Annotated in this window: 20 protein-coding genes and 1 pseudogene; 16 read left to right on the top strand and 5 right to left on the bottom strand. The window is 56.3% G+C overall.

Going from position 1 to position 19,555, the window contains the following annotated elements; all coding sequences use genetic code 11:
• Positions 1–77: 77 nt before the first annotated feature.
• The 5 genes from recA to KMP13_RS00520 all read left to right on the top strand — a co-directional run bounded on the left by recA (position 78) and on the right by KMP13_RS00520 (position 5,575).
• Complete coding sequence (recA, locus tag KMP13_RS00540) at positions 78–1,145, top strand: recombinase RecA (RefSeq protein WP_215263492.1); 1,068 nt, start codon at positions 78–80, stop codon at positions 1,143–1,145.
• A 162-nt stretch (positions 1,146–1,307) separates the two neighbouring features.
• Complete coding sequence (gene alaS / locus KMP13_RS00535) at positions 1,308–3,959, top strand: alanine--tRNA ligase (RefSeq protein WP_215263491.1); 2,652 nt, start codon at positions 1,308–1,310, stop codon at positions 3,957–3,959.
• A gap of 3 nt (positions 3,960–3,962) precedes the next feature.
• The gene (locus tag KMP13_RS00530; RefSeq protein WP_215263490.1) at positions 3,963–4,250 is read left to right on the top strand and encodes a DUF1330 domain-containing protein; all 288 of its coding nucleotides are present in this window, start codon (positions 3,963–3,965) and stop codon (positions 4,248–4,250) included.
• Between the two features lie 273 nt (positions 4,251–4,523).
• Positions 4,524–4,901 (top strand): hypothetical protein, encoded by a 378-nt coding sequence (locus KMP13_RS00525; RefSeq protein ID WP_215263489.1) that lies wholly within the window; start codon positions 4,524–4,526, stop codon positions 4,899–4,901.
• 218 nt (positions 4,902–5,119) lie between these two features.
• Positions 5,120–5,575 (top strand): hypothetical protein, encoded by a 456-nt coding sequence (locus KMP13_RS00520; RefSeq protein ID WP_215263488.1) that lies wholly within the window; start codon positions 5,120–5,122, stop codon positions 5,573–5,575.
• Positions 5,576–5,662: 87 nt separating this feature from the next.
• Here the strand turns inward: KMP13_RS00520 and typA are convergent, their stop codons facing one another.
• The 5 genes from typA to KMP13_RS00495 form a co-directional block, all read right to left on the bottom strand.
• The gene (gene typA / locus KMP13_RS00515; RefSeq protein ID WP_215263487.1) at positions 5,663–7,483 is read right to left on the bottom strand and encodes a translational GTPase TypA; all 1,821 of its coding nucleotides are present in this window, start codon (positions 7,481–7,483) and stop codon (positions 5,663–5,665) included.
• A 109-nt stretch (positions 7,484–7,592) separates the two neighbouring features.
• Positions 7,593–7,928: an SMR family transporter gene (locus KMP13_RS00510; protein ID WP_215263486.1), complete on the bottom strand. Its 336-nt coding sequence runs from the start codon at positions 7,926–7,928 to the stop codon at positions 7,593–7,595.
• A 157-nt stretch (positions 7,929–8,085) separates the two neighbouring features.
• On the bottom strand, positions 8,086–9,258 hold the full coding sequence (locus tag KMP13_RS00505) for an HD domain-containing protein (RefSeq protein ID WP_215263485.1): 1,173 nt from the start codon (positions 9,256–9,258) through the stop codon (positions 8,086–8,088).
• A gap of 2 nt (positions 9,259–9,260) precedes the next feature.
• Entirely contained in the window at positions 9,261–9,500 is a 240-nt protein-coding gene (locus KMP13_RS00500) for a hypothetical protein (RefSeq protein ID WP_215263484.1), read from the bottom strand.
• Positions 9,500–10,153 carry an alpha/beta hydrolase gene (locus KMP13_RS00495; RefSeq protein ID WP_215263483.1) on the bottom strand — a complete coding sequence of 218 codons (654 nt, stop codon included), beginning with the start codon at positions 10,151–10,153 and terminating at the stop codon, positions 9,500–9,502. The genes KMP13_RS00500 and KMP13_RS00495 overlap by 1 nt, the downstream gene beginning before the upstream one ends.
• A gap of 196 nt (positions 10,154–10,349) precedes the next feature.
• Between KMP13_RS00495 and KMP13_RS00490 the strand changes: the two genes are divergently transcribed.
• The 11 genes and pseudogenes from KMP13_RS00490 to tnpB all read left to right on the top strand — a co-directional run.
• Positions 10,350–10,808 (top strand): Rrf2 family transcriptional regulator, encoded by a 459-nt coding sequence (locus KMP13_RS00490; RefSeq protein ID WP_215263482.1) that lies wholly within the window; start codon positions 10,350–10,352, stop codon positions 10,806–10,808.
• Positions 10,809–10,829: 21 nt separating this feature from the next.
• A complete protein-coding gene (locus tag KMP13_RS00485; protein ID WP_215263481.1) occupies positions 10,830–11,873 on the top strand; it encodes a cysteine desulfurase family protein in 1,044 nt (347 codons plus the stop codon).
• Positions 11,874–11,888: 15 nt separating this feature from the next.
• A complete protein-coding gene (gene sufB / locus KMP13_RS00480; protein ID WP_215263480.1) occupies positions 11,889–13,409 on the top strand; it encodes a Fe-S cluster assembly protein SufB in 1,521 nt (506 codons plus the stop codon).
• Between the two features lie 3 nt (positions 13,410–13,412).
• Complete coding sequence (locus KMP13_RS00475) at positions 13,413–13,952, top strand: hypothetical protein (RefSeq protein WP_215263479.1); 540 nt, start codon at positions 13,413–13,415, stop codon at positions 13,950–13,952.
• 127 nt (positions 13,953–14,079) lie between these two features.
• Positions 14,080–14,835, top strand: coding sequence for a Fe-S cluster assembly ATPase SufC (gene sufC, locus KMP13_RS00470; RefSeq protein WP_215263478.1), 756 nt, complete (start codon positions 14,080–14,082; stop codon positions 14,833–14,835).
• Complete coding sequence (gene sufD, locus KMP13_RS00465) at positions 14,835–16,115, top strand: Fe-S cluster assembly protein SufD (protein WP_215263477.1); 1,281 nt, start codon at positions 14,835–14,837, stop codon at positions 16,113–16,115. The genes sufC and sufD overlap by 1 nt, the downstream gene beginning before the upstream one ends.
• Complete coding sequence (locus KMP13_RS00460) at positions 16,115–16,600, top strand: YIP1 family protein (protein WP_215263476.1); 486 nt, start codon at positions 16,115–16,117, stop codon at positions 16,598–16,600. The genes sufD and KMP13_RS00460 overlap by 1 nt, the downstream gene beginning before the upstream one ends.
• Positions 16,600–17,160, top strand: a complete 561-nt coding sequence (locus KMP13_RS00455; RefSeq protein ID WP_215263475.1) for a YIP1 family protein — start codon at positions 16,600–16,602, stop codon at positions 17,158–17,160. The genes KMP13_RS00460 and KMP13_RS00455 overlap by 1 nt, the downstream gene beginning before the upstream one ends.
• Before the next feature lie 9 nt (positions 17,161–17,169).
• On the top strand, positions 17,170–18,390 hold the full coding sequence (locus KMP13_RS00450) for a cysteine desulfurase (RefSeq protein WP_215263474.1): 1,221 nt from the start codon (positions 17,170–17,172) through the stop codon (positions 18,388–18,390).
• Between the two features lie 541 nt (positions 18,391–18,931).
• A complete protein-coding gene (gene tnpA / locus KMP13_RS00445) occupies positions 18,932–19,318 on the top strand; it encodes an IS66-like element accessory protein TnpA (RefSeq protein WP_215263473.1) in 387 nt (128 codons plus the stop codon).
• Positions 19,315–19,476: pseudogene (gene tnpB, locus KMP13_RS00440) on the top strand (IS66 family insertion sequence element accessory protein TnpB); the annotation flags it as partial. The gene tnpA and the pseudogene tnpB, both read left to right, overlap by 4 nt.
• Between the last annotated feature and the right edge of the window lie 79 nt (positions 19,477–19,555).

The raw sequence follows: 19,555 nt of genomic DNA, 5'->3' as shown, positions 1-19,555 counted from the left end.
CAAAAAGAACAAGGGGCGAACAAAGCAGTGATTGCCGGCACCTCGCGGGTATGACACATAGAGAGGGACAAGGGACTATGGCGGATCTTTTGACCATGAAGAAGAATAACAAAGGCGACGACAAACAAAAGGCGCTCGACAGCGCTTTGGCGCAGATAGAGCGTCAGTTTGGCAAAGGCTCGATCATGAAGCTCGGCGATGACAATGCGCTGGCTGAGATTGAAGCCTCCTCGACCGGATCGCTGGGTCTGGATATTGCGCTTGGCATTGGCGGTTTGCCGATGGGGCGGATCATTGAAATTTACGGCCCCGAAAGCTCGGGTAAAACCACGCTGACCCTGCACTGCATTGCAGAACAACAGAAAAAAGGCGGCGTTTGCGCCTTTGTGGACGCGGAACACGCGCTGGATCCACAATATGCGTCCAAACTTGGTGTCGATCTGGACGAGCTGTTGATCTCGCAGCCGGACACCGGTGAACAGGCGTTGGAAATCACCGACACACTGGTGCGCTCTGGTGCGGTCAATATGGTTATTGTCGACTCCGTTGCGGCCCTGACCCCAAAATCAGAGCTTGAAGGCGACATGGGTGACAGCAGCGTCGGTGTTCAGGCCCGTCTGATGAGCCAAGCGATGCGCAAGCTGACCGGGTCGATCAGCCGCTCCAACTGTATGGTTATCTTTATCAACCAGATCCGGATGAAAATCGGTGTGATGTTTGGCTCGCCTGAGACAACAACCGGCGGCAACGCGTTGAAGTTCTACTCCTCGGTACGTCTGGACATCCGCCGCATCGGCGCCGTCAAGGATCGCGACGAAATCGTGGGCAACGCAACCCGCGTGAAGGTGGTGAAAAACAAAGTTGCCCCGCCATTCAAGCAAGTCGAATTCGACATCATGTATGGCGAAGGTATCTCCAAAATGGGTGAGCTGCTGGATCTTGGTGTGGCCGCAAGCGTGGTGCAGAAATCGGGCTCCTGGTTCTCATACGGCGATGAACGCATCGGGCAGGGGCGTGAGAATGCCAAAACCTTCCTGCGTGACCATCCGGAAATCGCTTTTGACATCGAAGACAAGATCCGCGCGTCCCACGGGCTTGAATTTGAACGCCCTGAAGGGGTCGATGACGATATCCTCGAAGGGTAATACACCAACTCTTCCAAGTTTCGAAAGGGGCGTAGCCGTGGCTGCGCCCTTTTTCGTACCGCTTTTTCAGGCCAATCAGGCACATCCTGTGGACAGCACCGCATCTGGGGGATAAACCGGGTCGACTACGCTGTGTAAGCCTCTGAAGAAGAGAGACGGAAAATGCCGAGCCTTAACGAAATCCGTTCCACATTCCTGAACTACTTCGAAAAACAGGGACACTCCATTGTCGATTCCAGCCCGCTGGTGCCGCGCAATGACCCGACGCTGATGTTCACCAACTCTGGGATGGTGCAGTTCAAAAACTGTTTCACGGGCGTTGAAAAGCGCGACTATGTCCGTGCCACCACCGCGCAGAAATGTGTCCGCGCCGGCGGTAAGCACAATGACCTGGACAATGTTGGCTACACCGCGCGCCACCACACGTTTTTTGAGATGCTCGGCAACTTCTCCTTTGGGGATTATTTCAAGCATCAGGCGATCCCCTTTGCCTGGGAGCTGATCACCAAGGAATTCGATATTCCAAAGGAAAAGCTGTACACCACCGTCTATCACACAGACGATGAAGCCTTTGAAATATGGAAGAAAGTCGGTGTTCCCGAGGACCGAATTATCCGCATCTCGACCTCTGACAACTTCTGGCAGATGGGCGACACCGGTCCCTGTGGCCCCTGTACCGAGATTTTCTATGATCACGGCGACCACATCTGGGGCGGCCCTCCCGGCTCCCCGGAAGAAGACGGCGACCGGTTTATCGAGATCTGGAACCTCGTCTTCATGCAGAACGAAAAGTTCGCAGATGGCTCGATGGTCGATCTCGACATGCAGTCGATCGACACCGGCATGGGGTTGGAGCGGATTGCTGCGCTGCTGCAGGGCACCCATGACAACTATGAAACCGATCTGTTCAAAGCATTGATCGAGGCCTCGGCCAACGCGACCAGCTCTGACCCGTATGGGGATCAGAACGTACAGCACCGGGTGATCGCCGACCATTTGCGGTCGTGTTCTTTCCTAATTGCCGAAGGTGTGCTGCCCTCCAATGAGGGTCGCGGCTACGTACTGCGCCGCATCATGCGTCGTGCCATGCGCCAGGCCTCACTGCTGGGGGCCAAGGATCCGGTGATGCACAAACTGGTGCCTGCGTTGGTTCAACAGATGGGTGTTGCCTATCCGGAACTCGGCCAGGGCCAAGCGCTGATCGAAGAGACCTTTGAACAGGAAGAAACCCGTTTCCTCAAGACGTTGGACCGCGGTCTTAAACTGCTCGATGACGCCTCGGGCGATCTGGGTAAGGGCGACACGCTGTCGGGTGAGACGGCGTTTAAACTCTATGACACCTATGGTTTCCCCCTCGATCTGACGCAGGATGCGCTGCGGGCCAAGGAAATCAACGTGGACACCGACGGCTTTGACGCCGCGATGAAAGCGCAGAAAGAACAGTCGCGCGCCGGCGGTATTGGCCTTGGTGAAGCGGCGGATGTGAAGGTCTATTTCGACATTCTGGACGCCGCAGGCTCAACAGAGTTCCTCGGCTATGAGACCGAGAAAGCCGAAGGTCAGATCGTTGCGATTGTCAAAGATGGCGCGCAAGTCGACACCGCAGTCAAAGGCGACAGTGTTCAGATCATCCTGAACCAAACACCGTTTTATGGCGAAAGCGGTGGCCAGATTGGCGACACCGGCGTTTTGACCGTTGAAGGTGGCGCTGCGAAAATCACCGACACCAAAAAGGTCGAAGGCCTGTTCCTGCATCTGGCGAAAATCACCGAAGGTGAGATCGCGCTGGACGCCGGTGCCGAGCTGGCCGTGGATCACGCACGCCGCAGTCAGATCCGGGCGAACCACTCCGCCACCCACCTGTTGCACGAAGCGCTGCGCAATGCGCTTGGCGATCATGTGGCGCAAAAGGGCTCGCTGAATGCGGATGACCGTTTGAGGTTTGACTTTAGCCACAACAAAGGGCTGAGCGGCGAAGAGCTCGTGAAGGTCGGCGCGGAAGTGAATGAATTCATTCGCCAAAACACGCCTGTCACCACTCGGATTATGACCCCGGATGACGCCCGTGCCATTGGCGCGCAGGCGCTGTTTGGTGAGAAATACGGTGAAGAGGTCCGCGTCGTCTCTATGGGACGTGCACCGACCGGCAAAGGGTCCGATGGTGAAACCTATTCGCTGGAACTGTGCGGCGGCACCCATGTCAAACAGACCGGCGATATCGGCACTTTTGTGATCCTCGGCGACAGCGCGTCGTCTGCGGGTGTGCGTCGGATCGAGGCGCTGACTGGTGCGGCGGCCTTGGAGCATCTTGAGACCGAGGCCGGCCGTATGGCCGATGTCGCCGCCGCGCTCAAAGCGCAACCGGTTGATGTTCTGGACCGTCTCAAAGCGCTGATGGACGAACGCAAAGCACTGCAAAACGAGATCTCGAACCTGAAGCAACAGGTGGCCATGGGCGGCGGCTCGGGCGGCGGGGTTGAGACCAAGGAGATCGGTGGAAAGACCTTCCTGGGTCAGGCTTTGCAAGGGGTTTCCGGCAAGGATCTGCGCGGTCTGATCGATGCGCATAAACAAAACATCGGCTCCGGCGTCATCCTGTTGATCGCGGATGACGGTGGCAAAGTCGCCGTGGCCGCTGGTGTGACCGATGACCTGACGGCAGAGATTTCTGCGGTCGACGTCTTGAAAGCTGCGGTTCCGGCCGTAGGTGGGAAAGGCGGCGGTGGCCGTCCTGACATGGCGCAAGGTGGCGGCAAAGATTTTGCCGGAGCTGATGAGGCCATCAAAGCCGCTGAACAATTGTTGGAAGGATAAGACATGTCCGCACTTTGGATTGCCCACGTCACTGTGACCGACGCTGAGGCTTATGGAAAATACGCTGAGCTCGCTGGCCCTGCGATTGCCAAACACGGTGGTGAATTTATTGCGCGTGCCGCACGTTACGTGCAGCTCGAAGGCAAAGATCGCCCGCGCAATGTTGTTGCAAAGTTCGAAAGCGTTGAGGCAGCCGTCGCGTGCTACAACAGTGCCGAGTACCAAGAGGCGCTGAGCCACGCAAAAGACGCTGCCGAGCGCGAGTTGGTTGTTGTGGAACTCACCGCGTAAACTGTTCCAAATACGCGACAAAACCTATTTCTGGCCACTGTGGTTGGATGGACAGACAGAACTCCCATTTGGCTAATCGCCGTGTGGGAGTTTTTTTTGCCACCAGCGCTCGCGATTTGATTTCTATTTTACTCACCTCACATTCAAATTGCTGAAACTCAAAGCTTCGCTCACGGCCTAGTGAAAGGTATGGGTAAGAACCTCCAAATTTTCGTTTCGTATCTTCTGGGCACGACAGCCAGTTGTCGAAACATAGCAAAATGGATTTTTATCATGTTAGGTCCCGTGGGCGCAGCCACTTCTCAAGCCTATACGTCACCACAGTCGCAACCGTCATCGCAGGCCCCAAAGCCCGATGCCACCGATCAAGCCGCACAGCCAGCGTCGCAGACACCCAGCAGTGCTGAGGCGTCGCAGGTTGTTCAATCTGTCCCGGACAACGACAATGGTCGTGGTGCGGACTTGCAGCCGCAATTGAACCAGCAGCCTCAGAACCCAGGCACCGGCGGCATCAACGAAGAAGCGGTTCAGATCCTGGAACAGGCGCAGCAAAACACTTCGTCCGACGAAGAATTCCGGGCCGAGTTGTCCACGCAGCTGGAAGCCGCAGGGCTGGATGCAAACGAACCGATTGTCGACATCCGCGTCTGATCCAGAACGGCCACAACACAGGGCCGCCTGTGCCAGTTACAATGTCTCAATAGATACATCCGGTCCGCATGTTCAATCATGCGGAATCGGTCACGTTCAACGTTTTATTCAATTGAAACTATTCAACTTTTAGTTGGTAGCAGAATGAAAGTATCCACCTAGCAAATCTGCGCCTGCAGCCAGAAGGCTACACGGTAACAATCAAGTGGATAGAAACCATGGTAAACGCAACAAGCAGCATCGGCGCCTCTGCATATCTTATACCCTCAAACCAAACTCAAGAACTGTCGGATGAACAGAAGACGTGTCTGGAAGCGGTGCTTTTCCAATACGACAGCGAGAATCTGAGTGACAATGATGCGTCTGAAATCGTTCAGAGCATCAAGGAACTGGATGTTCGCATTGGTGTGGTCTTGGGTGAAGCTCTGACCGAGGCCGGAATTGACTCAAAAGCGTTGCGCGATCAGGCCGGCGACCCTGAAGGTGCTGGCGGGCCAGGTGGCGCGGCGGCCCTGATGGTGCGCAGGGCGGTCGAAATGGCACAACAGGTGTCAATGAAGCCGCTGTTGAAATCCTTAAAAGCGTCCTGGAAGCGCTTGAAGACGATGACGACGCCTCTTACGAGACCGTTCCAGGAACGGCTGGCGCTTCAGTTAGAAGAGGCCGGCATTTAATCGACCCAGTCGATCGCTGACATCCGCCTGTAAGACGGCGCTGATCTCAAACGAAAAGGCCGCTCTGATGAGCGGCCTTTGACGGTGTTACTGATTGGCTTTTGCCATTCGCTTGCGTTCATGCGGATCCAGATAACGCTTCCGCAGACGGACGTTTTCTGGTGTCACTTCAACCAATTCATCATCATCGATGTAAGCAATCGCTTCTTCCAATGACAGCTTCATAGGTGTCGTCAGACGCACCGCATCATCCGTACCAGAGGCACGCACGTTGGTCAGCTTCTTGCCTTTCAGCGGGTTCACTTCCAGATCGTTTTCACGGGAGTGTTCGCCGATGATCATGCCGGTATAGACGTCTTCTTGTGCACCGATCATCATCTTGCCACGCTCTTCCAGGTTCCACAGAGCAAAGGCAACTGAGGTGCCGTTTTCCATGGAGATCAGAACGCCTGCGCGACGGCCAGGGATCTTACCCTTGTGGGCGGTCCAGCCGTGGAACACGCGGTTCAAAACACCGGTGCCGCGGGTATCAGTCAGGAATTCGCCGTGATACCCAATAAGGCCACGCGACGGAACATGGGCGATGATCCGGGTTTTACCCGCGCCAGCTGGCTTCATCTCAACCAGTTCACCCTTGCGGTGACCGGTGAGCTTTTCAATCACGACGCCAGAGTATTCGTCATCCACGTCAATGGTGGCTTCTTCGACCGGCTCCATACGCACGCCATCTTCCTCGGAAAACAGGACCTGCGGACGTGAGATCGACAGCTCGAACCCTTCGCGACGCATGTTTTCGATCAAAACACCCATCTGAAGTTCGCCGCGGCCGGCAACTTCAAAGGCTTCGCCACCTGGTGTGTCACTGATCTTGATCGCAACGTTGGATTCCGCTTCCTTCATCAGGCGGTCACGGATCACACGGGACTGAACTTTTTTGCCGTCACGACCCGCCAACGGGCTGTCGTTGATGCCAAAGGTCACGGTGATGGTGGGCGGATCGATCGGCTGTGCGGGCAGGGCTTCGCTCACCGATGGGTCAACAAGCGAGTCCGCAACCGTTGCAGTTGCCATCCCCGCGATGGAGACGATGTCGCCGGCTTCGGCCACGTCGATGGGCTGTTGGCCCAAGCCGCGGAATGCAAGAACTTTGGTGCAGCGGAAGTTTTCGATAAGCTCGCCATCGCGTGTCAGCGCTTTCAGGCTGTCACCGGATTTCAGCGTACCGCTTTCAACGCGACCGGTCAGAATACGACCGATGAACGGATCGGACCCCAGCGTTGTCGCCAGCATGCTGAACGGCTCGTCTTTCTTGGCGATCTGTGCGGGTGCAGGCACGTGCTCAACGATCAGATCAAACAGAGCAGACAGATCCTCGCGTGGGCCATCCAATGTCATGTCGGCCCAGCCGGAACGGCCAGATGCATACATGGTCGGGAAGTCCAGCTGTTCATCCGAGGCGCCGAGGTTGGCAAACAGGTCAAAACATTCGTCCAGCGCGCGGTCGGGCTCACCATCGGGTTTGTCGACTTTGTTCACTACAACGATGGGACGCAGGCCAAGCGCCAGCGCTTTGGATGTCACGAATTTGGTCTGTGGCATCGGGCCTTCGGCCGCGTCAACCAGCAGTACAACACCGTCAACCATCGACAGGATGCGTTCAACTTCGCCACCAAAGTCGGCGTGGCCGGGGGTGTCAACGATGTTGATCCGGGTGTCTTTCCACTCAACCGAGGTCGCCTTGGCGAGAATGGTGATCCCGCGTTCCCGTTCCAGATCGTTGCTGTCCATGGCACGTTCTGCCACGGCCTGGTTTTCGCGGAACGCGCCAGATTGTTTCAATAGCTCATCAACCAGGGTGGTTTTCCCGTGGTCAACGTGGGCGATGATCGCAATATTGCGCAGGTCCATAGTATCAGCCTTCTAAGGGAGGTTGCGCCGCCCATAGCGTGATCGGCCCCGGAAGGCCAGAGAAAAGAAGTGCACGTGCAGCATCATAAATACGCCTGCCCAAAATTGATCAGTGGCCTGTGGCTTTGGAAAACAAGTGAATGACCAAAATACCGATGAGGATCAAAGAGATACCGAACAATGCTGGCAGATCCAGGGTCTGGCCAAAGACAAAATAGCCAATTGCCGCAATCAACACGATGCCAAGCCCGGACCAGATCGCATAAACGATGCCAACCGGCATAAAGGCCAGCGTTTTACCCAGTAAATAAAAGGCCAGGCCGTACGCGACCACGACCAGAACCGACGGCACCAGTCGGGTGAATTGATTGCTGGCCTGCAGCGCGCTGGTGCCAATGGTTTCGGCCAAAACGGCGAAAAACAACAAGAGATAAGGTGTGGGCATCGCGCGCTCCTTGGTCGATTGGTGAACTGATGCTGCGAAATATGCGCGCTGTACAATTTAATATCACCACCTGCGGGAAATTTCGCCGCAGACGCCTCATGCTTGTTCAGTTCACCGTGGTGCCTCTCAGACCTGCGGATTTTTCCCGGCTAAGGGATTATGCACGCCCGTTTGCCGCAAACCAGTCGGCGACCATGGGGCGCACATGGTCCCAGACCGTCCCGGCACCCCGACGCACCTTAGCACCGACCCGGGTATCGATTTGATCCAGGCTCACATCATAATCGACCCAGCTGCCGCCGCCGTTGGCGAGGTTCAACAAAACTGGCTGCACCCGGTCGATCGATTTGGCATAGATCGCTTCGGGGGTCTCGGAGGCCTCAAACTCTTCCCAGATCGCACGCAGGTTCTGGCCTTGTTTTTCGGGCAATAGACCAAAGATGCGGTCTGCGGCGGCCTGTTCCTCGGCTTCGACCTTGGCCAGCGCTTCGGCACTGACCACGCCATGTATCGGCGCATCGCCGGCGTCGATCTCGACCAGGTCGTGCAGGATCAACATGGTCAGCACTTTTTGCAGGTCGACGGCTTGATGCGCATAGGAGGCCAAGATCCAGGCAAACATCAGGATATGCCACGAATGTTCCGCCGAGTTCTCATACCGACTACCGTCGGCCAGTTTGGACGCTCTCAAAATGGATTTGAGCTGATCGGCTTCGTTGAGGAACGCGATCTGAGCGGTGAAATTTGCGTCCTGAAACCCAGATAAATCACCATCAAGAATGCGCCGCAAATAGCTGTAAGCGCTTGGCAAATGACGTTCCAATACAGCCGCACGTCCAGTCTCAATATTCTCGCGGCAGATCGCGACGTGGTCCTGTGCCGGGGATGGATTGCACAGGGTTTGAAACAGCGGCTGCGCCCGGTCCAGAGCTTTTGCAAACTGCGCATCAGGGGTCGCGTTCCCCTCAAACTCGTGCCAAAGGGCGGACAGTGTGGAGGCTTGTTCGGCTGGAAGCAGGTCAAAAATGCGTGCGGCGGCGGCTTCTTCGGCGCGGGCAACGGCGTCCCAATCCACCGCTTCATGAATGGGATGGTCGCCAACGTCGATCTCGACCACATCATGTAGTAGCAACATCTGGATCACACGTTGGATATCAACACCCGCGGGCGCGTGATTTTGCAAGACCAAGGCGTAGAGCGCCAGATGCCAGCTGTGTTCGGCAGAGTTCTCGACCCGGGTGCCGTCCAACAGCTTGTTGTGCCTGTTCACCCCCCGCAGCTTTTCAATTTCAGTTAAAAACTCAAACCGCTGTGCGAGGGTGTTTGGCACGACTAATCCTTTGCCTGCAATGCGGCTTGTGCGGCCGCCAGCTTTTTCTCGAGAAATTCGCGGGCTTTTTGTTCCGCAAGGCGCACGCGCACCTCGGTCAAAAAGGCTTCTTCCATGGATTGAGAGGCGGCCGCAAGAACTTGGGCCACCTCCATATAAAGGCGATCTTCACCCAACGCGTCCTGCACTTTGAGCGTATCTGACGCCAATTTCTGCGCAAGCGTGTCGAGGGTCGTCGACATTAGCGTGTGGTCTCCGTCAAACGGCGTTTGACATAGTCAGAGACGTTATCAACCATTGTGTCCATATGCTGATCCTGGAAGAAGTGATCTGCACCTTCGACCTCGGTATGGGTGATGGTGATGCCCTTTTGTTCGTGCAGTTTGTTCACCAGGTTCACGGTATCCGGCGGCGGTGCCACACGGTCCGATGTGCCGTTGATGATCAAACCCGAAGACGGGCAGGGCGCCAGAAACGAGAAGTCATACATGTTTGCAGGTGGTGCAACCGAGATGAAACCGGTGATTTCCGGACGCCGCATCAGAAGCTGCATGCCAATCCATGCCCCAAACGAGAAGCCGGCGACCCAGCAATGTTTGGAGTTGTTGTTCATCGATTGCAGGTAATCCAGCGCAGATGCCGCATCGGACAGTTCACCAACACCCTGATCATATTCACCCTGGCTACGACCAACACCACGGAAGTTAAACCGAAGCACCGTAAAGCCCATATTATAAAAGGCGTAGTGCAGGTTATAGACAACCTTGTTGTTCATAGTTCCGCCAAACTGCGGATGGGGATGGAGCACGATCGCAATCGGTGCGTCACGTTCTTTTTGCGGGTGATAGCGGCCTTCCAGGCGGCCTTCGGGTCCAGGAAAAATGACCTCAGGCATGGGCGGTTTAAATCCTACTCTCGTTTTGCGCTCGCTGATCCGATGCAAATTCTTGACGGAATCCCTCGGGCAGATTAGAGCGGTTCTAATTTCTTGATGTTGGACTTGCCGAAACATCGTCCCGATGAGATACGCACAGTTCGTCGAAACGTCAATGATTTCGCGGGCAACAGGCCTGTAGAGGGGGCAGAAGACAATGAAGCTGTCAACAAAAGGCCGCTATGCGATGGTGGCACTGGCCGATATTGCTCTGCAGCCGCAGCAGGATCTTGTGGCGCTTGGTGACATTTCCAAACGCCAGGACATCTCGCTTGCCTATCTAGAGCAGCTGTTTGTCAAACTGCGCCGGTCGGAACTGGTAACATCGGTGCGCGGACCCGGCGGCGGCTATCGTCTGGCGCGGCCTGCGTCGGAAATCCGGGTGATTGATATCTTGTCCGCGGTCGAAGAGACCATTGATGCGATGCACAAAGGGGCCGGTGCCTCGGGTGGACTGTCCGGCAGCCGGGCGCAATCCCTGACCAACCGTCTGTGGGAAGGGTTGAGCGCCCACGTCTATGTGTTCTTGCATCAAACCCGCCTGTCTGATGTCATCCAGAACGAGCTTGCACCCTGTCCGGCGGTGCCCAGCCTGTTTGATGTTGTGGACGATTGAGTTGACGACAAGGCCGCAACAATGACCCGTATCTATCTGGACCATAACGCAACAACGCTGCTCAGACCCGAAGCCCGTTCGGCGATGATCGAGGCGATGGATGTCTGTGGCAACCCGTCTTCAGTGCACGACGAAGGGCGCAAGGCTAAGTCCTTGGTTGAAAAGGCGCGCGCACAAATCGCCACCGCCTTTGGTGCGGATGGTGCCGATCTGGTGTTCACTTCGGGCTCAACCGAGGGTGCGGCGCTTGCGCTTGGCGGGCGTGGCCTACATGGATCTGCGATTGAACATGACGCTGTAAGGTCTTGGATTAACGAAGATCTTGTCGTTGACTGTGAAGGAAAGGTTCAAATTGACACGCCAGAGACTGCGACCCTGCAACTTGGCAATTCGGAAACTGGCATTGTTCAGGATCTGCCAGCGGGTCTGGCGGTGACTGACGCGACCCAGGTCTTCGGCAAACTACCGGTTGCGTTCAACTGGCTTGGCGCTGAAATGGCGTTGATTTCGGCCCACAAGCTGGGTGGCCCCAAGGGGATCGGCGCTATTGTCATGAAACGCGGCACCGAATTGACCGCCCAGATCACCGGAGGCGGCCAAGAGATGGGGCGGCGTTCGGGGACGGAAAATGTCATTGGAATCGCGGGCTTCGGCGCCGCAGCTGAAGCGGCTGCACGCGATTTGGCCAATGGCGTTTGGGACGAAATTGCCGAATTTAGAAATATTCTAGAAAACGCTCTTGTGGCTGGCGCGCAAGAGACTATTTTTGTCGGGAAAGATGCACGGCGCATACCCAATACTTTGTGTTTCGCGACACCGGGTTGGAAAGGGGAAACCCAGGTTATGCAGATGGACCTCTCGGGGTTCGCCATCAGCGCCGGCAGCGCCTGTTCCAGCGGAAAGGTGCGCGCAAGTGCCGTACTGACGTCGATGGGAATTGCGTCAGATATAGCCCAATGCGCGATCCGGGTCTCGCTGGGGTTGGGAACGACCAAGGATGATGTGCTGCGCTTTGCCGACGCGTGGTTGGAAAAACAAAAGAAACACCGCGCCCGCACGGCGTGACTGCAGGAGATGACAATGGCCGCTTTGGACCAATTTGAAGCCAAGGAAGGTGTGGATCAGGAAACCGTCGACGCGGTCCGCGAGATCAGCACCTATAAATACGGTTGGGAAACCGATATCGAGATGGAGTACGCGCCCAAAGGTGTGAACCCCGATATCGTGCGCCTGATTTCCGACAAGAACGAAGAGCCCGAGTGGATGACCGAATGGCGTCTGCAGGCGTTCCAGCGTTGGGAAAAGATGGACGAACCGAACTGGGCGATGGTGAGCTATCCGAAAATCGACTTTCAGGATCAGTATTACTATGCCCGCCCCAAGAGCATGGAAGAAAAGCCAAAGTCTCTGGAAGAGGTCGACCCCAAGCTGTTGGCCACATACGAAAAGCTTGGCATCCCGTTGAAAGAACAAATGATTCTTGCAGGCGTCGATGGGGCCGAAGACATGCCCGCCGAAGGCCGCAAGGTCGCGGTTGATGCGGTTTTTGACTCTGTTTCTGTGGGCACCACCTTCCAGGCGGAACTGAAAAAAGCTGGCGTGATCTTCTGTTCAATCTCGGAGGCGATCCGTGAACACCCCGAGCTGGTCAAGAAATATCTGGGCACCGTGGTTCCGGTTACCGACAACTATTATGCGACCTTGAACTCTGCAGTGTTCTCGGACGGATCCTTTGTCTACATCCCGCCAAACACCCGCTGCCCGATGGAGCTGAGCACCTATTTCCGCATCAACGCGGAAAACACAGGCCAGTTCGAACGCACACTGATCATCGCCGATAAAGGTAGCTATGTCAGCTACTTGGAAGGCTGTACTGCACCACAGCGTGACACCGCGCAACTGCACGCCGCCGTGGTTGAGATCATCATCGAAGAAGACGCCGAAGTAAAATACTCCACCGTTCAGAACTGGTTCCCCGGTGACGAAGACGGCAAGGGCGGCATCTACAACTTTGTGACCAAACGCGCCGATTGCCGGGGTGACCGCTCCAAGATCATGTGGACGCAGGTCGAAACCGGATCTGCCGTGACCTGGAAATACCCCTCCTGCATCCTGCGCGGTGAGGAAAGCCAGGGCGAGTTCTACTCGATCGCGATCACCAACAACTATCAGCAGGCCGACACCGGCACCAAGATGGTTCACCTGGGCAAAAACACCAAGTCGCGAATTGTCTCAAAAGGGATCTCTGCCGGTAAGGCGCAGAACACCTATCGCGGGCTGGTTTCCATGCATCCAAAGGCCAAGAACAGCCGGAATTACACTCAGTGTGACTCTCTGTTGATCGGTTCGGAATGCGGGGCGCACACGGTTCCTTATATCGAGGTGAAGAACAATTCATCCCGTGTTGAACATGAGGCCACAACCTCCAAAGTGGACGATGACCAGTTGTTCTATTGCCGTCAGCGCGGCATGGATGAGGAAGAGGCGGTTGCCTTGGTTGTCAATGGCTTCTGCAAGGAAGTTCTACAGGCCCTGCCCATGGAATTCGCAATGGAAGCGCAGCAGCTTGTTGCGATCAGCTTGGAAGGTTCGGTGGGCTAATCTGTGGCTGACGAGGAATTTCAAAACCGAGTGAACCGCATTTCTGCACGTCACGAGACGGAGCAAACCTTGCGGCCCAGTCGGCGACGACGGTCCGGTGCCTTGGGCAAAGGATCGCGGGGGCGTTATGCGTTCAGCCTGTTTGGCGCGCTGGCGTCTGGGTTTCTCACGGTCATTCTGGTGCGCTATGTGCGCTTTCACCTGACGGGTGAGGGCAATGTGGCGGATGTGATGGCATTCTTGCTGGATGCGGGCATTTCGATCATGGCCTGTATCGCGATCAAAGAGATGTTCAAACTCCACGAGCCTGAGTTCAAGGCGGCGCAGGGGATTGGTGTCTTTGCGATGGTGATGGGGATGCACAATCTGGTTTTTTGGGCGCCCCAAGCGATGGAGACGCTGTTTTCCCCGACTTGGGTAAAAGAGCAACGCCAAGACACGACGCCCAATTCGCTTTGGGTTGGGGTCCAATACATCCGAATCGGACCCGAACAGCAAACCGTCACAGCACCGGAACAGCCCGCGGTGGTCTACCGCAACTGACGACATCGAAGATAAGCGCGGGCCCGACACCAGGATCCGGCGCGCTCTAAAAATGGCACCACATGGTGCACAACGAAATGGCAGCGGCCGCACCGGGACGCTCAAACAGACGATAAACGAGGAAAATATGCTCGAAATCAAAAACTTGCACGTCAAACTTGAAGACGAAGATAAGCAGATCCTCAAAGGCGTGGATCTGAAAGTCGAAGCTGGCAAAGTACATGCGATCATGGGCCCGAACGGCTCTGGTAAATCGACCCTCTCTTACGTGCTGTCCGGCCGTGATGGCTATGAAGTCACCGAAGGCTCTGCCTCTCTGGGCGGTGAGGAACTGCTCGAGCTGGAACCGGAAGAGCGCGCTGCGTTGGGTCTGTTCCTGGCATTCCAATACCCGATCGAAATCCCCGGCGTGGGCAACATGACCTTCCTGCGCACCGCAGTGAACGCACAGCGCAAAGCGCGCGGTGAAGAGGAGCTCTCTGCTGGTGAGTTCCTGAAAGTGATCCGCGAAAAAGCCAAGACCCTGAAAATCGACGCTGACATGTTGAAGCGTCCGGTCAATGTCGGCTTCTCGGGCGGTGAGAAAAAGCGCAACGAGATCCTGCAAATGGCGATGCTGGAACCCAAGATGTGCATCCTGGACGAGACCGACTCTGGCCTTGATGTAGATGCGATGAAATTGGTGTCCGAAGGCGTGAACGCGCTGCGCGACGAAGGCCGTGGTTTCCTGGTTATCACGCACTATCAACGTCTTCTGGACCACATTAAACCTGACGTGGTGCACATCATGGCCAATGGTCGCATCGTCAAAACCGGTGGTCCCGAGCTGGCGTTGGAAGTCGAAAACAACGGCTATGCCGACATCCTGGCGGAGTTTGCATAATGGCGCTGCCCGAGTTGAAACAAACCGCAACCGAGGCGCGGCTTGCAACGCTGTCGCTGCCTGAGGGGGGCTGTCTTGAGGCTGCACGCGCCGCTGCGCTGTCGCGTGTTCAGACGCTGGGGCTGCCGGACCGTCGCGATGAGTATTGGAAATACACCCGCCCGGATACTTTGGTCACGGCAGATACGCCATCGGCCGAGGTCTTTACCTCAGGCGAGACGATGATATTTGGCGATTTCGATCGGCTGAAAGTCGTCTTTGTCGATGGTGTGTTTGACGCCGAGGCGTCTGACGATCTGTCGCTGGAAGGTATCGAGATCGACCGCCTGGCCGAACTCTCCGCCAAGGATATTCATTGGGCCAAGGACTTGTACGGTGTGCTTGAAGCACGTGGTCAAACGCCTGTTGCGCGTCCTTTGGCGTCATTGAACACGGCTTTTGCAAGCGATGGCGTGGTGATCCATGTCACCGGCAAACCGTCCAAGCCGATCAACCTGATCTACAAACATGGCACCGCAACGTCCGACGTGATGCTGCACCATGTGATCCGTGTTGAATCCGGTGCCGAGGCGACGATCCTGGAAAACGGTCCCGCTGCGTCTCGCTTTAACAAAGTGACCGAGATCGACATTGCCGATGGCGGCACCTTGCACCACGTGCGGGCGCAAGGTCGTGATCATGAGCGTCGCGCCGCGACCCATATGTTCACCCGTCTGGGCACCGAATCCGTGTTCAAATCCTTCACTCTGACCGTCAACGGCGTTCTGACTCGCAACGAACAGGTGATTGAGCTGACCGGTGATGACGCCGTGGCCCATGTCGCCGGTGCCTGTGTTGGCGATGGAGATTTCCATCACGATGACACTGTTTTCATCACCCATGACGCTGTGAATTGCGAAAGCCGGCAGGTTTTCAAAAAGGTTCTGCGCAATGGGGCAACGGGCGTCTTCCAGGGTAAGATCCTGGTGAAGGAAGGCGCGCAAAAGACTGATGGATATCAGATTTCCCAGTCTTTGCTGTTGGATGATGACAGCCAGTTCCTCGCCAAGCCAGAGCTGGAAATCTACGCCGATGATGTGGCCTGTTCGCACGGTTCCACCTCGGGTGCGATTGATGAGGACGCGCTGTTCTATCTGCGCTCTCGCGGTGTGCCCCATGCGGATGCCACGGACCTTCTGACGCTGTCGTTCCTGGCGGAAGCCGTGGAAGAGATCGAAGACGAAGCGATCGCAGAAGAGCTGGTAACACGCCTCGAAAGCTGGCTGGCGCGGCGTCGCTGATGGCGGTTACGACCGACATCCTAAGAACCTACAGGGGGCCGCGCGCAGTTTTGGCGCGGCGCCTTGCGGCAGGTCCACGCGAAGACCGCCTTGTGGCGTTGGCCATGGGCAGCTGTGCTGTGATGTTCATCGCACAACTCCCCCGGCTTGCCCGCATTGCGCATCTCGAAGACAAGGATCTGAACGCGTTGATGGGTGGCTCGCTGTTGGCGATTATGTTTGTCCTGCCGCTGATCCTTTATACGCTGGCCTTTGTGTTTCATCTGCTGGCCAAAGCGTTTCGCGGCAAAGGGCAGGGGTTCCAAGCGCGCGTTGCCTTGTTTTGGGCGATGATGGCCGCGAGCCCACTTATGCTGTTGAACGGATTGGTCGCCGGTTTTATCGGTGAGGGCACCGCACTTTCGTTTGTTGGCGGTCTATGGTGTGCAGCCGTCGTTTGGTTTTTGATCACGGGCCTGCACGAAGCCTATTGGAGACGTCACTGATGATCGCATTTGGTCCTCTGGTCACGCAGACCGTTCAGGCGCCGGCACAGGCCGCCAGCCAACTCCTGGCGCTGCGGATCCCGCGCGAAGGGGTCTGGACAGCGTTTGCTTTGGTGCAGGTTCTGAACGCGCTGGTGTTTACGCTTCAGACCATTGTCACGCCGCTGCCCAGCGAATTGATGCAATTCATCTCACCGCTGCAACATTTGATTGCAAACTCTGTTTTGCAGCTCACACTCACCGCCTCCATCACCGCCATTGGGCGTTGGATGAACGGGCAGGGTGGATTTCTGGCGGTGCTCAGCTGTCAGGTCTGGATCAACTTCGTCCAGATTCTGGCGCTTGTTGGCCTCATCTTCCTGACCATTGTGACGCCGTTTCTTGCTGGAATCTTGGGATATGCATTGGCCATTTTTGCGCTTTATGTCTCTGCTCAGTTCATCAGCCAGGTGCACCAATTGGGGTCCGCGTGGCGTGGGTTTGGCGTTTTGGTGCTTGCACTTTTGACCGTGGTTGCTGCAATCGCATTTGTGGGGCGGGCCTTCCTGCCGGGCACTTAGGAATATCTTATGTATGACATCGAAAAAATCCGCGCTGACTTTCCGATCCTGTCCCGCGAGGTGAACGGCAAGCCGTTGACCTATTTGGACAACGGCGCCTCCGCCCAGAAGCCTCAGGTGGTTATTGACGCGATCACGCGCGCCTACGCCGAGGAGTATTCCAATGTTCACCGCGGCCTGCACTATCTTTCGAACCTTGCGACAGAGAAATACGAAGCCGTCCGCGGCATCATTGCGCGGTTTTTGAACGCAGGTCACGAAGACCACATTGTCCTGAATTCCGGCACCACCGAAGGCATCAATATGGTCGCCTACGCCTGGGCGATGCCCCGTATGGAAGCGGGTGATGAGATTGTACTGTCGGTGATGGAACACCACGCCAATATCGTGCCCTGGCATTTCCTGCGCGAACGCCAAGGTGTGGTGGTCAAATGGGTCGACACCGAAGCAGACGGCAGCCTGGATCCGCAAAAGGTTCTGAATGCCATTACGCCCAAGACCAAATTGATTGCCGTTACCCAATGTTCCAATGTCTTGGGCACCGTTGTTGATGTCAAAACCATCACCCAAGGCGCCCACGCCAAAGGTGTGCCGGTTCTGGTCGACGGCTCCCAAGGGTCGGTCCATATGCCCGTGGATGTCCAAGATCTGGGCTGTGATTTCTACGCAATCACTGGTCACAAACTCTACGGTCCGTCCAGCTCAGGTGCGATCTACGTGCACCCCGACCGGATGGCCGAGATGCGACCCTTCATGGGCGGTGGTGACATGATCAAGGAAGTCAGCAAAGAGGCGGTGATCTACAATGATCCGCCCATGAAGTTCGAAGCAGGCACCCCCGGTATCGTGCAAACCATCGGCTTTGGCGTCGCGCTCGACTATATGATGGAGATTGGGATGGCGAATATCGCCGCCCATGAGTCCGCGTTGCGCGACTACGCCCAGGAACGTTTCGCCGGTCTGAACTGGTTGGACATTCAGGGGCAAGCCCAAGGCAAGGCTGCAATTTTCAGCTTTACCCTGAACGGTGCGGCGCACGCGCATGACATCTCAACCATCCTGGATCGCAAAGGGGTTGCCGTGCGCGCAGGCCACCACTGCGCGGGTCCATTGATGGATCACTTGGGTGTCACCGCGACATGCCGGGCATCCCTTGGGATGTACAATACAACTGAAGAGGTCGACACTTTGGTGGACGCGCTAGAACTCGCGCATGAGCTGTTTACCTAACCTCACACAGAGTTCCTGGTGAATAATAGCGTTACACACGGAATAACTGCTCTGGCCCTCCCCCGGAGGGCCACTTTCCGACATAATACGCCCTTCCCTGATTGTTCTCCCAATCCAGGTGCGGTGTGCAGTAGGGGGTCATGACAGTTGCTGCGCGTGCAATGGGTTTCGCACGCGCGGTTTAAAACTCATGGCGCTTTTGCTGTATCTTAGTTTTAGAAAGTTAACTTGAGATGCGTTTGCGCACATCAAGAGGGTAAGCGTCCGGTCAGCCCGCTGAGTTCTGACTGCGAGCGCCAAGCCAAGTAATCACCACCATGATTGTGCCGATAGCGATCAGAGTGACGGCCGTTAGCACCGGTGCGGTGATACATCCCTCTAAAATGGCGAAGTTTGTGATGTCGTCGGCTTCAATCCAAGTGCTGATGCTCAAGGCAACGATTGCGACCAAAGGGGTAAGCGTCCGGCCAGGCTGGTCTGACGCGGCATAGAGTGTGTTGATAAGTGTCCACTATTGCTAGTGGACATCTTGAGGGCGTATATGGCGGGCAAGAAGGGTCAGAAGAAGCGGTTCTGGTCGGATGACGAGAAGGTGTCGATCTGCGCGCAAACATGCGCGCCTGGTGTTTGTGTCGCGCAAGTTGCCCGACGATACGCGATGAACACCAATCTGATCCACAAATGGCTGCGTGATCCCAAGTTTGCGCCTGACCTGGAGGCTGTCGAAGAACAGACTGCCCCGGAGCCGTGCTTTCTTCCTGTTGAGATTGTCGACCGCACCCCGATCAAGGAGACGGCCTCGACGACTGACACCAAGCCCGCACAAAATGCGATTGAGATCGATATCGTGGGCGGTCATCAACTGAGGATTGTCGGCAGCTATGATCCAGAAGCATTGGCCCAGCTCATCCGGGGCCTGTCTGCATGATCCCTGTTCCGGCGAACACGCGGGTCTGGCTTGCGGCTGGTGTGACCGACATGCGGCGCGGGGTCACGACGCTGGCAGCCCAGGCGGAACAGACGCTGAAGCAGGATCCGTTCGCGGGACATCTGTTTGTCTTCCGTGGACGGCGCGGTGATCTGATGCATTTGCGCCTGCTTTGAAGCAGCCGGCCTTTTCCCAGGCTTCGAACAAACGACCTTCAGCTTCGGCCGCGTTAAATGC

The organism is Epibacterium ulvae, assembly GCF_018678075.1.
GTDB lineage: Bacteria > Pseudomonadota > Alphaproteobacteria > Rhodobacterales > Rhodobacteraceae > Epibacterium > Epibacterium ulvae_A.
This window is presented reverse-complemented; position numbering and strand designations above follow the sequence as displayed.